Here is a 13499-nt window from a genome sequence, read left to right as displayed (position 1 = left end):
ACTAACCGGCGTGGAAGGGGTGCGGGGCCGGCACCGACAGGGACAGCGCGAACCGGCCCCCCTCGTCCGTCCACCAGTGGGTGAGCTCCAGCCCGGCGGCCGCCAGCTCCCGCCGTACGCCCTCCGGGCGGAACTTCGCGGACACCTCCGTGCGCAGCTCCTCTCCCGCCTCGAAGTGCACCGCGAGGTCCAGCGCGGGGATCTTCGCGACCAGGGGCGTCCGCGCCCGCAGCCGCATCTCGATCCACTCCCGCCGGGCGTCCCACAGGGCGACGTGCTCGAAGTCGGCCGGGTCGAAGTCGGCACCCAGTTCGCGGTTGATGACGGCCAGGACGTTCTTGTTGAACGCGGCGGTCACGCCCTGGGCGTCGTCGTAGGCCGGTACGAGCACGCTCTCGTCCTTGACCAGGTCGGTGCCCAGCAGCAGGGCGTCGCCGGGCGCCAAACGGTAGCGGAGGCCGGCGAGGAAGGTGGCCCGCTCCGGCGGCAGCAGGTTGCCGATGGTGCCGCCGAGGAAGGCGACCAGGCGCGGTCCCGGCACGTCCCGCGGCAGGGCCAGGCCGTACTGGAAGTCGGCGACCAGGGCATGGACGGTCAGCGCCGGGTGCTCGGACAGAAGCGTTTCGGCGGCGCCCGTCAGGGCGCTCTCGCTCACGTCCACGGGGACGTAGTACTCCAGGCCCGTCAGGGCCTCGATGAGATGGCGGGTCTTGTCCGACGAGCCCGAGCCCAGCTCCACCAGCGTGCGGGCGCGCGTGGCCTCGGCGATGGCGCCGGACCGGGAGATGAGGATCTCCCGCTCGGCGCGGGTCGGGTAGTACTCGGGCAGCAGGGTGATCTCGTCGAACAGCTCACTGCCGCGGGCGTCGTAGAACCACTTCGGGGGGAGCTCCTTGGGCGAGCGGGTCAGCCCCTCGGAGACGTCCGCGCGCAGGGCGGCGGCCGTCGCGTCGTGGGGGAGGGTACGGGTGAGGACGAACGGGCTCACTGAACGGGCTCCTTGAGCGGGGAATCCGGGATGTCCGGGGAGAGCGGGCGGTGCGGCGGACGCGGCGGCCGGTGCGGCGTGCGCGGGGGACGGTGCGGTGCCAGCGGGCCCACCTCGACGCCCGCGTGGTCGGCGGTCAGCAGGCTGCGGTCGGGGACCTCCCGCCAGCGGGGATCGTCGTCGTACGGCTCGGAGGCCACGACGGTACGCCCCGGGGTGCCGTCCACCAGGTACCAGAGGGAGTCGCCCCATGTCGTGGCGGCGATGGTGGAGCCGTCCGTGAGCAGCAGGTTCAGGCGCGAGCCCGGCGCGGCCCGGTCCAGCGTCGTCACCGCGCCGGCCAGGGCGCGGCCCGGCGGCTCGCCGCTCAGCAGCCGGTGCTCCACCAGCGCCCACACGAACGCGGAATCGTTGCGCGCCGCCAGCCGCAGCAGCGCCTCGGGCGGCACCAGCGTGGTCAGCGGCGCCGCCGAACCCGGCCAGCCGGCCACGGCGCCGTTGTGGCTGAACAGCCAGGGCCCGCCCGCGAAGGGCGCCGCCGCGGCCTCACCGTCGGCGCTCGTGGCCGTCGCATCCCGCACGGCCGCGAGCAGCACCCGGGTCCGTACGACCCGGGCGAGGTCGGCGAACGACTCGTCCCCCCAGATGGGCCCGGCCCGCCGGTAGCGCGCGGGTTTCGGGTCGCCCGGCGCGTACCAGCCGACGCCGAAGCCGTCGGCGTTGACCGTCCCGTTCCTCATCCGGCGGGGCGCCCACGACTGGCGGACCAGGGAGAACGCGGGCTCCACGAGGGTCTCGCCGAGCAGGGCGTCGGGGCCCACCACCGCGATATGACGGCACATCAGGCGGGTTCCGCGTCACGGGCGGTACGGAAGCCGGAGAAGATCTGCCGGCGCACGGGCAGGTCCCAGTTGCGGAACGTGCCCCGGCAGGCCACCGGGTCCACGGCGAAGGAGCCGCCACGCAGCACCTTGTGGCGGTCGCCGAAGAAGACCTCGGAGTACTCGCGGTAGGGGAATGCCCGGAAGCCGGGATACGGCAGGAAGTCGCTCGCCGTCCACTCCCAGACGTCCCCGATCAGCTGCCGTATGCCCAGCGGCGAGGCGCCTCGCGCGTAGGCGCCGACGGGCGCCGGGCGCAGATGCCGCTGGCCGAGATTGGCGTGCTCGGGGGTGGGGTCCGCATCGCCCCACGGATAGCGCAGGGAACGGCCCGAGGCCGGGTCGTGGCGGGCTGCCTTCTCCCACTCCGCCTCCGTGGGCAGCCGCCGGCCCGCCCATGCCGCGTACGCGTCGGCCTCGTACCAGCTGACGTGCAGCACCGGCTCCGCGGGCGGCACCTCCTCCACGACCCCGAACCGCCGCCGCACCCAGCCGCGGCCCTCGCGTCGCCAGAACAGCGGCGCCGCCAGCTCGTGCCGGCGCACCTGCTCCCAGCCCGCCGGGCGCCACCAGCGCGGGTCCCGGTAGCCGCCGTCCTCGATGAACCGCAGATAGGCGCCGTTGCTCACCGGCAGGGTGTCGATGAAGAAGGACGGAACGAAACGGGGATGGGCGGGCCGTTCATTGTCCAGCGCCCAGGGCTCGACGGAGGTGCCCATCATGAACGGGCCGCCCTCGACGAGGACTTCCACCGGCAGCAGGGCGGCGTCCGGCGCCGCGGGCGGTGGCTCGGGGGCGGTGAGCGCCGCCGGGCCGCGCCGCAGCTGATGGGTGATCAGCATGGTCTCGTCGTGCTGCTGCTCGTGCTGGGCGATCATGCCGAACGCGAAGCCGGACTCCACCAGCGGCCCACCGTCGTCGAACAGGGTGCTGTCCAGGACGTCCAGGACCCTCCCCCGGACGTCCGCGACATAGCCCCGCGCCTCGCGCGGCGCCAGCAGTGGCAGGGACGGCCGCTCGGCGCGGGGATGCTCGAAGGCGTCGTACACCGAATCGATGTCGGGGCGCAGTGGCTCCTGCCCGGCCACCGCACGCAGCAGCCACTGCTCCTCCTGATTGCCGATGTGCCCCAGATCCCACACCAGCGGGGACATCAGCGGCGAGTGCTGGGCGGTCAGCTCCCGTTCGTCGACGCAGCCGGTGAGCAGGCGGGTGCGCTCGCGAGCGCCCAGGAGGGCGCTCGCGGCACGCTCCCGCAGTGTGCTGCCGGGGTCCGGCGCGGGGGCGGCGGTCATGCGCGGACCTCCCCGTCGGCGACCAGATCCAGCAGATCGTCGGCGGGACATCGGCCCCGTTCGACATATCGGGCGGTGAACTCGTCGACGGCGTCGAGGACCGCCGGCCGCGCCCCGAGCCGGGGCAGGGCCTCACGGGCCGCCGCGAAGCAGAGCACGGCCGCGGCATGCAGCTCGGGATCGGCCATGCCGTGCCGGGCGGCCCTGCGCCACAGGGCATTGCGCGGCGGCGGCTGCGAGCCGACCGCGTCCCCCAGCCCCTTGACGGCCCGCAGAGCCGTCTCGGCCGCGACGGGATCGTCGAAGAGCGCCGCGGTCACCGCGAGCGGCACCACCCAGCCGTCCTCGCCGGGCTGCGCGTCGATCATGCGCAACTCCAGGTGGCCCCGCGGCCTTATGGGAGGGAACAACGTGGTCAGGTGATAGGCCACGTCGTCGGTGGTGGCCGGCCGCGGCAGCCCGGTGCGGGCCCACTGGCGCAGGGCCAGCCCCTGCTGCACGGCCCAGGGCTCCTCGTCCGACCGTACGAACATCACGTTCGCGTTCAGCGCGTACTGGGCCCACGCCGCCCGTGGATCGATGTCGTCCGCCGGGGCCAGGGAGCGGCCGGGATCCATCCGGGCGTAGCAGGCCTGCCGGGTGGAGCGCCAGCCGCTGGGGCGGCCCAGATGGAGGGGGGAGTTGGCGAACGCGGCGGAGAGCACCGCGCCCAGCTGGTGCGCGAGCCGCCAGCGCCGCCGGTACCACTGCGGTCCGGGCTCCTCGACCCCGGCGTCCACACAGACCTGCACCGAGGCGGTGCGGCACATGACGTTGCGCCCGGCACCGTTGATCCGGTCGTAGTAGATCTCCATCGCGTTGTAGCGCGAGTTGCTCCGCACGCGCGGGGGCTCGTACCACGGCTCCTTGCCGTAGCCCGCCAGGACCAGGTCCAGTTCCCGCAGGGCCGCGCGGGCCAGGGCGAGGTCGGCGGAGAGATCGTCGATGCAGGCGGTGAGCGACTCCGCGGGCTGGGAGCTGAACTCCAGCTGGCCGCCCGGCTCTATCGTGAACACCGACCGCAGCGGCAGGGCACCCACCCGGTCGGCGGCGGCCGCCAGCCGGTGGGGGGCGACGGGCCGAGCCGGATCGTGCAGGTCGTGCACGAGCCATTCCAGTTCGGCACCGAGAAGGCGGGGCGGCCCGGTCTTGAAACAGATGCCCCGCACGTAGGCGTCGGCTTCCGATTCACCGACCGGCCTGCTGAGGCCTTCCTTGTCAGCAAAGCATTCGGTCACGCTTGCTACCTCCTGTCCGTTGCTCCGTACCCTTAAAACACCGCGGCCAGTCGGAGGGTTGCGGGGCCGGGGCCTTAACCGGTCATCGGCGGTGCGGGCGACAGCCGTCGGCCCCTGACCGGAAGACGCCCCTCCGCCCAGGGTCGGCCGTCGCGAACCGGACGCTCGCCCCGCACACATTGTGACGAGCCCTTGACGCACCCGCCAGAGGAGCACGTACGGTCCGCGCGTGAGCGCACCCGACCTCGTCACCGTGTTCGACCCCGCCACCTACGCCCGGGGCGTCCCGCACTCCCTCTTCCGCGCGCTACGGGACCACAGCCCCGTCTGCCGCGTACCGGAACCGGCCGTCGGCCCCTGGCCGGAAGGCCCCGGCTACTGGGCGGTCTTCCGCCACGCCGACGTGAAACACGTCCTGCGCACCCCCGAGCTCTTCTCCTCGCACCTGGGAGCCACCCAGCTCCGCGACCCCGACTCCGAGGGTGACCTCCGGTTCGTCCGGACCACCATGCTCAACCAGGACCCGCCCGCCCACAGCCGGCTGCGCCGGATCGTCGCCGCCACGCTCACCCCGCGCGCCGTACGGGAACTGGAGGCCGTGATCGAGGCGCGGGCCCGCGCCCTGGTCGACGCCGTGGCGGACCGCGGGGAGACGGACTTCGCCGAGCTCGCCGGTGACCTTCCCGTATGGACCCTGGCGCATGTGCTGGGCGTGCCGCAGGAGGACCGGCGACTGCTCTACGACTGGGCGAACCGGGTCATCGGCTACCAGGACTCCGACTACGCCCTGTCGCACACGGCCGACCCCGCCTCGCTCACCCCCACGGGCCGCGCGGCCCTCGCCCGGCGCCCCGTCCCCCGGAACCGGCCCGACGGCCCGCCGGTCAACCCGCGCTCGCGCGAGGCGCTGGCCGACATGTTCCACTACGCCCACGCCCTGGCCGAGGCGCCGCTGCCGGGCAGCGTGATGGCCAGGATGCGCGAAGGCGGCCTGACCCGCGACGAGTTCGAGATGATGTTCTTCCTCTTCGCCGTGGCCGGGAGCGAGACCCTGCGCAACGGCATCCCCGGCGGCCTGCTGACCCTCCTGGACCACCCGGACCAGTACGAACTCCTGCGCACCCGGCCGGAGCTGACCGCGGCCGCCGTGGAGGAGATGCTGCGCTACTGGTCACCGGTCGTGCACTTCCGGCGCACGGCCACCCGCGACACCGAACTCGGCGGGCAGCGCGTCCGGCGGGGCGAGAAGGTCGTCGTCTACCACCCCTCCGCCAACCGCGACGAGCGCGTCTTCGCCGACCCCGACCGCTTCGACATCACCCGCACCCCCAACGACCACGTCAGCTTCGGCTTCGGCCCGCACTTCTGCCTCGGCGCCCACCTCGCCCGCGCCCAGATGCGCGCGATGCTGCGGACGACGCTGGACCGGCTCCCCGGCCTCGAACGGGCGGGGGAACCGGTCCGGCTGACGTCCAACTTCCAGAACGGGCTCAAACACCTGCCCGTCAGATGGAGAACAGATCGGTGAGCGGGCCCGAGGCGTCGCCCACGGAGTGCCCGAACGGTGAGTTGAAGTCCCAGATGAGGAAGAGGAGGAACGCGATCAGCGCACTGTAGACGCCCGCCAGCATCAGCTCGCGCGTCGACCGCCTGATCTGCAGCGTGAAGATCAGCCCGACGGCCACGACCGCCCCGCCGATCAGCCCGAACCACACCACGCCCGGCATCGTGGGCCCCGCCGCCTGCGCCCGCGCGTTGCGCGCGGCGTCCGCCGCCGCGACCTGGTCGACCAGCGGCTGGTAGGACTGGCTCTCGAAATCGTCGCGCGGCTTGTACGTGGTGACGTCCTCCCGCACCTTGGCCAGCAGTTCGGCGCCCTTCTCGGTGAGTTCGCCCTCGTCGAGCATCACCATCCACTCCTCGTCGACGACGTGCTTCGCATACGCCTCGACGTCCTTGCGCGTGCGGTCGCGCACCTCCGGCGCGTAGACCCGCACCCGCTCGGTCACCTCGTGCAGGGCCTGCGCCTCCACGCGGACGGTGTCCTGCGCGGCGTTGCGGGCCTCCCAGACACCGGCGATGGCCAGGCCCAGCACGATGGCGTAGACCACGCCGACCATCATCGTCATGTACTCGATGACATCCGGGGTCTCGGTCGGGTCGTCGTCCTCGCCGAGCCGGCGCTCCCTGAGCACGGTGATGGTCAGGACGACGGCGCAGGCGGCGGCCATGGCGATGGCCAGCACCAGCCACTCGGACAAGGGAACCTCCGGGTTCGGTGAGGGGCGACGAGAGGGCGGGGGCGGGGGACGGATCGGCTCAGCGGCGGCGCCGGCCGCCGCTCCCGCTGCCGCGCGGCCGCAGCAGCGCGGCGGCCAGCACGGCGGGCGCGGTCACCACGAGGGTGAGCGTGACCACGGACGTGCCGCTCGGTGCCGGCTCGTTGACGGACTGGCGGTAGGGGCGCGGCAACGAGCGCACCGCGGCGGGCGGGGACTTGGGCCGGGACGGTGGCGCGGCCCGTTGCGGTGGTATCGCGCGTGCCGGTGGTGTCGCCCGTTCCGCAGGTGCGGGCGCGGGCGGTCGCGCCGGCGCGGGCGGGGTGCCGGGCGGTGCCCCGGGCGGGACGGGCCGCGCCTGCGGAGGCCTGCCCGGCGGCTTGGGGGCCGTCGGCGGCGGCTTCGGCGCCGGGCCCGGCGGCGGTACGGGAGGGTCCGCCGGAGGCGGTTGCGGCGCGGGGGGCGCCGGAGGCGGCGGGGGTGCGGGTGGCGCCGGGGGTGCCGGTGGCTGAGGAGCCGGCGGTACGGGAGGAGCCGGCGGTGCGGGAGGCACGGGCGGTGCCGGTGCGGGCGGGACGGGCCCGGGTGGTGCCGGCGCCGGAGGCGCGGGGGCGGGAGGCGGCGGCACCGGAGGCGCGGGGGCAGGAGGAACAGGGGCGGGCGGTGCCGGCGGGACGGGCGCGGGCGGTGCCGGTGCCGGAGGCGCCGGAGCCGGTGGTTCCGGCGCGGGAGGTACCGGAACCGGCGGTACGGGTACGGGCGGAACCGGCGGCACGGGCCCCGGAGGAACCGGTGGCACCGGTGGCACAGGCCCCGGAGGCGTCGGCGGCTGCGGCGGTCTCCGGGGCGGGCACAGCAGCCGGACATGGGCGGTGATCAGGCCGATCGCCCGCGCGTCGGCGGTCACGCACACGCTCAGCGGCCTGAGGCGGACATCGGCGCTCGCGTCCGCCGCGACCCCGCCTCCCGGCACGGGAACGCCGGCGTTCGCGTCCGCCGTGACCCGGCCACGCGGCAGGGAAGCGTCGGCGTTCGCGCCCGCCGTCGCCCTGCCGCCCGGCACCGGAGCCGCGGCGTTCGCGTCCGCCGTGACCCGGCCACGCGGCACGGAGACGTCGGCGTTCCCGGCCGCCGTCGCCCGGCCACCCGGCAGGGGAGCCTCGGCGCCCGCAGCCGCCTTCGCCAGGCCGTTCGTCAAGGAAGCGGCGACGGCCGCCACCACCCCGCCGCCCGGCAGGGGGACGGGCGGTGCCTGGGCGGCGGCCTGGGCCGTCGCCCCCGTCGCCAGTACGGCCGCCAGGGCCGCGAACCCGGTGCCCATCCCCCGAAGCCATCCCGTCACGACGGGGATCTTGCGATCGCCGTGCCGCTCTCACTCACCCATCCGGCGGAATTCGTCCGATGAGGTGAAAGTGGGATGTGAGTTGACGGGCGGTGGTGTCAGGACGCCGACTTGGCGTCCGCCGTCCGGGTCCGTTCCAGGATCGCGCCCAGGTCCGTACCGCCCGGCAGGGTGCCGAAGGCCTGCCCCCAGTCGCCGCCGAGCCGTGAGGCGCAGAACGCGTCCGCGACGGCCGGGCTGCTGTGGCGCACGAGCAGGCTGCCCTGGAGCACGAGCGTGAGCTGCTCGGCGACGCGGCGGGCGGCCAGCTGGGCGTGGTGCGGGTCGCCGAGCGTGCCCAGCAGCTCGCGCAGGCGCGCGGCGGCGGCGTCGAGCCGGGGATCCGCCCCGGCAGCGAGGCCGACCTCGGCGAAGTAGGCGTCCAGCGCGGCGGGTTCCTTGGCCAGTACCCGCAGCACGTCCAGCGCGGACACGTTGCCGGAGCCCTCCCAGATCGACAGCAGCGGCGCCTCCCGGTAGATCCGGGGCATGCCCGACTCCTCGACGTAGCCGTTGCCGCCCAGGCACTCCAGGGCCTCGGCCGCGTGCGCGCTGCCGCGCTTGCAGACCCAGTACTTGCCCGCCGCCAGAGCGAGCCGGCGCAGCGCCGCCTCGGAGGCGTCGCCCGCCTGGGAGCGGTCGAGTGCCGCCGCCAGCCGCATCGCCAGCACCGTCGCGGCCTCCGACTCCACGGCCAGGTCCGCGAGCACGTTGCGCATCAGCGGCTGGTCGATCAGGTCGGCGCCGAAGGCCCGCCGGTGCGCCGTGTGGTGCAGCGCCTGCCGCAGCCCGGCCCGCATGCCGGCGGCCGAGCCGATGACGCAGTCGAGCCGGGTCATGTTGACCATCTCGACGATCGTCCGCACCCCGCGGCCCGGCTCGCCGACGGGCCAGGCCACGGCCCGCTCGTACTCGACCTCCGACGAGGCGTTGGAGCGGTTGCCGAGCTTGTCCTTCAGCCGCTGCAGCCGGATCGTGTTGCGGGTGCCGTCGGGCAGCACGCGCGGCATCAGGAAGCAGGTCAGGCCCTCGGCGGTCTGCGCCAGGACGAGGAAGACGTCGCTCATCGGCGCGGACGTGAACCACTTGTGCCCGGTGATCACATAGGTGCCGTCGCCTGCCGGTTCGGCCGTCGTGGTGTTGGCCCGTACGTCCGAGCCTCCCTGCTTCTCCGTCATCGACATGCCCGCGATCAGCCCCTGCTTGCCGAGCGGCGGGCGCAGCCCGTAGTCGTACGTGCGGGAGGCCAGCAGCGGCTCGTAGGCGGCGGCCAGCTCCGGCTGGGCGCGCAGCGCCGGTACGGCGGCGTAGGTCATGGAAATGGGGCAGCCGTGGCCCGGCTCCGCCTGCGCCCAGACGTAGAACTTCGCGGCCCGCACCAGGTGTCCGCCCGGCCGGGCCTCGGCCCAGGGCGCCGCGTGCTGGCCGCTGCTGACGGCGGCGTCCATCAGCTGGTGCCAGGCGGGGTGGAACTCGACCTCGTCCACGCGGTGGCCGTAGCGGTCGTGGGTGTGCAGCACCGGCGGGCTCGCCTCGGCCATCCGGGCCCAGTCCTGCACCTCCGCCGAACCGGCCCGCGCGCCCAGCTCGCGCACCTCCGCCTCGCCCCAGCCGCCGCCGTCGCGGCGCAGGGCCTCCAGCAGGACGGTGTCGTCGGCGGTGGAGAAGCCGGTCAGGGGCGGCGGCTGGTTGAACACCTGGTGAGTGGTCATGCCCTCAAGTTACCCCCAAGTAGGCACGTGTGGGGGAGGGTCGGACGACCGGTTTCCTCCAGGGCCGGCCCCTTGATTCCGGCGCTTGATCAGGCAGTGTCTCCGCTGCCCTCGCGGCCGGGCAATATGAGCAGTCGGTGACAGTTCCGGTGTCGGAGGGGCCCGTGTCGCACGGACGTGCGGACGGGACGGATACTGGTCCGCATGTCACGCGTGCTTCTGATCGAGGACGACCGGGCCGTACGGGAAGGGGTCTCCCTCACCCTGCGCCGCCGCGGCCACGAAGTCGAGGCCGCGCCCACCGGCGGGGCCGGGCTGGCGGCGCTGGACGCCTTCCGTCCCGACCTGGTGCTGCTCGACCTGATGCTGCCCGACATGAGCGGCTTCGAGGTCTGCCGCCGCGTCCGCGCCACCCAGCAGATCCCGATCATCATGCTCACCGCCCGCGGCGACGACATAGACGTCGTCCTCGGCCTGGAGGCCGGAGCCGACGACTACATCGTCAAGCCCGCCCGCGGCGAGGTCCTCGAGGCCCGCATCCGCGCCGTCCTGCGCCGCGCCGCGCCCGTCGACGGCGGCGGCCCGGACCCGGCGCTCGCCCCCGCGGCCGCCGAGGTGCACGGCGACCTGACCATCGACCGCGCCGGACTGCTCGTCTCCAAGCACGGCCAGGACCTGGCGCTCGCCCCCTCCGAGATGAAGCTGCTGCTCTACCTGTCCGCCACGCCCGGCCGGGTCTTCAGCCGCCAGCAGCTCCTCGAGCACGTCTGGGAGCACAGCTACCACGGCGACGCCCGCCTGGTCGACGCGTGCGTGATGCGCCTGCGCACCAAGGTCGAGGAGTCCACCCGCTCCCCGAAGTACATCCAGACCGTGCGCGGCTTCGGCTACCGCTTCGGTCCCGTCCAGAGCTAGCCGGAGTCAGTCGGGTACCCCTGTGAAACGACCGGTCCTGCGCCGCCCCACGATGCGCCGCCCCGCCCTGCGGACCCTCGCGCGCGGACTGCGGGCCCGGCTCGTCGTGGCGTTCCTGCTCGTCGCCGCGCTGAGCGCGCTCACCACGGCGGCCCTGACCTTCCGCGAGGCCCGCACCGCGATCCTCAAGCGCACCCAGGACACGGCCGTCCAGGCCCTGCGCGCCCAGGTCAACTCCCAGGCACCGGAACTGGAGTTCCCGCTGCGCTCCGGCAAGCTCGCCAAGTTCACCCAGAGCCTCGACCGGGCCGGCCAGGCCCAGCACTGGATCGTCCAGGCCCGCTACCGCGACGAGGCCCTCGTGCCCAGCGCCAAGGCGGTGGGCCGGACCGTCCCCGAGGGCGTGCGGAAGAAGGTGGCCGGCGGCATCGCCGCCTTCCAGCGGGTGGAGAGCGACGGCAAACCCTGGCTCGTCATCGGCCTGCCCGTGGCCTTCAGCGGCGACCTCGGACAGATGTCCGGCCTGGAGGTCTACGCCCACGTCCCGCTGCGCGAGGACGAGGTCAACGTCTCGGCCCTGGTGCAGGCCGCCCAGCGCGGCGCCCTGCCCGCCATCGCGCTGGCCGTGGTGCCCGCCCTGTTCGCCGCACGCGGAGTGCTGCGGCCCGTGCGCGAGCTGCGCCGCGCCACCCAGGAGATCACCGACGGCCGGCTCGACACCCGGCTGAAGGTGACCGGACGCGACGAACTCGCAGACCTCTCCCGCACCTTCAACGACATGGCCGCCGCCCTCGAGGAGAACGTGGCCGAACTGCGCCGCATGGAGGCCAACTCCCGGCGCTTCGCCGCCGACGTCTCCCACGAACTGCGCACCCCGCTCGCCGCCATGACCGCCGTAGTCGACGTCCTCGACGAGGACGCCGCCGCCCTCGACCCCGACACCGCCTCCGCCGTCCGGCTCATCAGCCAGGAGACCGGCAAGCTCGCCCGCATGGTCGAGGACCTGATGGAGATCTCCCGCTTCGACGCGGGCGCCGCCGCCCTGCACCTGGACGAGGTCGACGTCGCCGAGACCGTCCGCAAGACCCTCCAGGCCCGCGGCTGGCAGGACAAGGTGCGGGCCGACCTGCCCGAGGGCGTACGGGCCCGCCTCGACCCGCGCCGCATCGACGTCGTGGTCGCCAACCTCGTCGGCAACGCGCTGCGCCACGGCGGCGAGCCGGTGAGCCTCTCCGTGCGCGTCAGGCCGCACGGCGAGGGCGAGCGGCTGCTGATCGAGATCGCGGACCGCGGCGAGGGCATCGACCCCGAGGTGCTGCCGCACGTCTTCGAACGGTTCTTCAAGGCGGACGCCGCCCGGGTCCGCTCCGAGGGCAGCGGCCTGGGCCTCGCCATCACCATGGAGAACGTACGCCTGCACGACGGCACCGTGCGGGCCGCCAACGCCCCCGAAGGAGGAGCGGTGTTCACCGTCGACCTGCCGCTGCGCCGAGGAGGCGACGAGACGTGAGAATCCGACGCGCGGCGGTCGCGGGACTGCTGCTGGGCGCGCTCGCCGCGTCCCTGGCGGGCTGCGGCATCGAGCCGACCGAGGTCGTCGAGGTGGGCCAGCCCGCCCAGGGCGTCAAGCGGCCGGGCGTCACGACGCCCGAGGTCCAGCTCTACTTCGGCTTCCCCGGCGGCGTGCAGATGGTGCCCCGCCCGGCGGAGGCGGCCGTCACCGCCGAGGAGGCGGTGCTGCTGCTGATGGCCGGTCCCAACGAGGCCGAGAAGATGCGCGGCCTGTACTCCGAACTGCCGCGGACCGGCGGCCGCCTGGTGGTCACCCCCGCCCAGGACAGGGTCACCGTCTCCCTGCCGCTGGACGTCACCCGCCTCTCGCCCCTCGCGCGCGTGCAGCTCGTGTGCACGGCCGCCCACAACGGCGTGCCGGAGGGCCTGCGGCCGGAGGAGGTCCGCGTGGATCTCACCGGCGCGGGCAAGAAGGTGCCCGGCCTGCTCTGCGACAAGAAGTACGACGCCCCCGCCGTCGCCCCCGCCATGCCGACCGCCCTCACGCCGTAGACGCCCCCTACGGGGTGTGCCGCACGGCCCGTACGACCTCGAACGCCTCGGCCACCCGGCCCGGCGGCAGGCCGCCCACGCGCGCGTGGGCGGCAAGCCGGGCGCGCAGCGGCTCCTCCGGGTCCGGCAGTGCCGCCGCCCGCGAGGCGTGGGCGCGCAGTGCCTCCAGCTTGCGGTCGAGGACGGCGGTGACGTCGACGTACTGGTTGGGTTCCGGCGCGGACATCACCCACAGCTCCCGGACGGGCCCCTCGCGGTCCTCGGCGAGCAGCCGGGACGTGACCGGCGCCAGGTCCGCCGGGACGATCACGCGTCGGGGCCGCACCTGGTGGATCAGCCGCTCCAGCTCGTCCCGGGTCCGCGCGGCGGGCTCCGCCGGTGCGTCGGCCGGACGGCCGAGAAAGCGCACGTCCGTCACTCCGGCGAGCTTCGCCGCCAGCACCTGTTCCGCGCGGCGGACCTCCTCCCGTCCGTCCGCCTCACCGTCGGTGACGACGCAGTAGGTCGCGCGGGTACCCCGGTCGACCCATCGCATGACCGTGCCGGCGGCGTGGACCTCGATGTCGGCGGGACGGGCGGCGACCACCAGCACGCTCTCCGGAGGGCGGCGGTCCGCGGTACGAAGCACAAGATCATCCATGTCCCCAGCCTCACGCCGTGCGGGTCATGACTCAAGGGCCGTCGGTGGCAGAAAAGTGCCACCGACG

General features: G+C 74.3%; 13 protein-coding genes. 5 read left to right on the top strand and 8 right to left on the bottom strand.

All coding sequences use genetic code 11. The features are described 5' to 3' along the window. Position 1: 1 nt before the first annotated feature. From egtD to egtA, 4 genes are read right to left on the bottom strand one after another with little or no spacing between them, the layout of a single operon-like run. A complete protein-coding gene (gene egtD, locus ACIG36_RS07450) occupies positions 2-988 on the bottom strand; it encodes an L-histidine N(alpha)-methyltransferase (protein WP_399923438.1) in 987 nt (328 codons plus the stop codon). Next, positions 985-1830 (bottom strand): ergothioneine biosynthesis protein EgtC, encoded by an 846-nt coding sequence (gene egtC / locus ACIG36_RS07445; protein ID WP_399923434.1) that lies wholly within the window; start codon positions 1828-1830, stop codon positions 985-987. Before egtC ends, egtD begins: the two co-directional genes overlap by 4 nt. Beyond that, entirely contained in the window at positions 1830-3164 is a 1335-nt protein-coding gene (gene egtB, locus ACIG36_RS07440; protein WP_399923431.1) for an ergothioneine biosynthesis protein EgtB, read from the bottom strand. Before egtB ends, egtC begins: the two co-directional genes overlap by 1 nt. Further along, on the bottom strand, positions 3161-4441 hold the full coding sequence (gene egtA, locus ACIG36_RS07435) for an ergothioneine biosynthesis glutamate--cysteine ligase EgtA (protein ID WP_399923428.1): 1281 nt from the start codon (positions 4439-4441) through the stop codon (positions 3161-3163). Before egtA ends, egtB begins: the two co-directional genes overlap by 4 nt. 229 nt (positions 4442-4670) lie before the next feature. On the opposite strand from egtA, the gene ACIG36_RS07430 reads away from it, so the two are divergent. After that, complete coding sequence (locus ACIG36_RS07430; RefSeq protein WP_399923425.1) at positions 4671-5969, top strand: cytochrome P450; 1299 nt, start codon at positions 4671-4673, stop codon at positions 5967-5969. Here the strand turns inward: ACIG36_RS07430 and ACIG36_RS07425 are convergent. Together ACIG36_RS07425 and ACIG36_RS07420 are read right to left on the bottom strand one after the other, a co-directional pair. Continuing rightward, positions 5947-6702, bottom strand: coding sequence for a hypothetical protein (locus tag ACIG36_RS07425; RefSeq protein ID WP_399923422.1), 756 nt, complete (start codon positions 6700-6702; stop codon positions 5947-5949). The two genes, ACIG36_RS07430 and ACIG36_RS07425, sit on opposite strands and share 23 nt — an antisense overlap. Positions 6703-6760: 58 nt before the next feature. After that, complete coding sequence (locus ACIG36_RS07420; RefSeq protein WP_399923419.1) at positions 6761-6913, bottom strand: hypothetical protein; 153 nt, start codon at positions 6911-6913, stop codon at positions 6761-6763. Between the two features lie 311 nt (positions 6914-7224). Here ACIG36_RS07420 and ACIG36_RS07415 point away from each other — a divergent pair, with 311 nt between their 5' ends. Next, positions 7225-7596, top strand: a complete 372-nt coding sequence (locus ACIG36_RS07415; protein WP_399923416.1) for a hypothetical protein — start codon at positions 7225-7227, stop codon at positions 7594-7596. A gap of 564 nt (positions 7597-8160) precedes the next feature. On the opposite strand, the gene ACIG36_RS07410 is transcribed toward ACIG36_RS07415, so the two are convergent. Continuing rightward, positions 8161-9813 carry an isovaleryl-CoA dehydrogenase gene (locus ACIG36_RS07410; protein ID WP_399923414.1) on the bottom strand — a complete coding sequence of 551 codons (1653 nt, stop codon included), beginning with the start codon at positions 9811-9813 and terminating at the stop codon, positions 8161-8163. A 204-nt stretch (positions 9814-10017) separates the two neighbouring features. Here ACIG36_RS07410 and ACIG36_RS07405 point away from each other — a divergent pair, with 204 nt between their 5' ends. From ACIG36_RS07405 to ACIG36_RS07395, 3 genes are read left to right on the top strand one after another with little or no spacing between them, the layout of a single operon-like run. Beyond that, on the top strand, positions 10018-10728 hold the full coding sequence (locus tag ACIG36_RS07405; RefSeq protein WP_399923411.1) for a response regulator: 711 nt from the start codon (positions 10018-10020) through the stop codon (positions 10726-10728). A 52-nt stretch (positions 10729-10780) separates the two neighbouring features. Beyond that, on the top strand, positions 10781-12238 hold the full coding sequence (locus tag ACIG36_RS07400) for an ATP-binding protein (protein ID WP_399924011.1): 1458 nt from the start codon (positions 10781-10783) through the stop codon (positions 12236-12238). Next, positions 12235-12792 (top strand): hypothetical protein, encoded by a 558-nt coding sequence (locus ACIG36_RS07395; RefSeq protein ID WP_399923408.1) that lies wholly within the window; start codon positions 12235-12237, stop codon positions 12790-12792. Before ACIG36_RS07400 ends, ACIG36_RS07395 begins: the two co-directional genes overlap by 4 nt. Positions 12793-12799: 7 nt before the next feature. Here the strand turns inward: ACIG36_RS07395 and ACIG36_RS07390 are convergent, their stop codons facing one another. Continuing rightward, positions 12800-13432, bottom strand: coding sequence for a PIG-L deacetylase family protein (locus tag ACIG36_RS07390; protein WP_399923405.1), 633 nt, complete (start codon positions 13430-13432; stop codon positions 12800-12802). Positions 13433-13499 lie beyond the last annotated feature (67 nt).

It is taken from the genome of Streptomyces sp. NPDC053048 (assembly GCF_044547045.1).
In the GTDB taxonomy this organism is placed as follows: Bacteria; Actinomycetota; Actinomycetes; order Streptomycetales; family Streptomycetaceae; genus Streptomyces.
The sequence above is the reverse complement of the archived record's forward strand: the minus strand, read 5'-3'. Positions and strand labels throughout refer to the sequence as shown.

Bases quoted from the DNA above. Each gene is read 5' to 3' on its own strand.
- egtC (WP_399923434.1), bottom strand. From the start codon at position 1,830: ATGTGCCGTCATATCGCGGTGGTGGGCCCCGACGCCCTGCTCGGCGAG.
- egtB (WP_399923431.1), bottom strand. From the start codon at position 3,164: ATGACCGCCGCCCCCGCGCCGGACCCCGGCAGCACACTGCGGGAGCGT.
- ACIG36_RS07410 (WP_399923414.1), bottom strand. From the start codon at position 9,813: ATGACCACTCACCAGGTGTTCAACCAGCCGCCGCCCCTGACCGGCTTC.
- ACIG36_RS07405 (WP_399923411.1), top strand. From the start codon at position 10,018: ATGTCACGCGTGCTTCTGATCGAGGACGACCGGGCCGTACGGGAAGGG.
- ACIG36_RS07400 (WP_399924011.1), top strand. From the start codon at position 10,781: ATGCGCCGCCCCGCCCTGCGGACCCTCGCGCGCGGACTGCGGGCCCGG.
- ACIG36_RS07390 (WP_399923405.1), bottom strand. From the start codon at position 13,432: ATGGATGATCTTGTGCTTCGTACCGCGGACCGCCGCCCTCCGGAGAGC.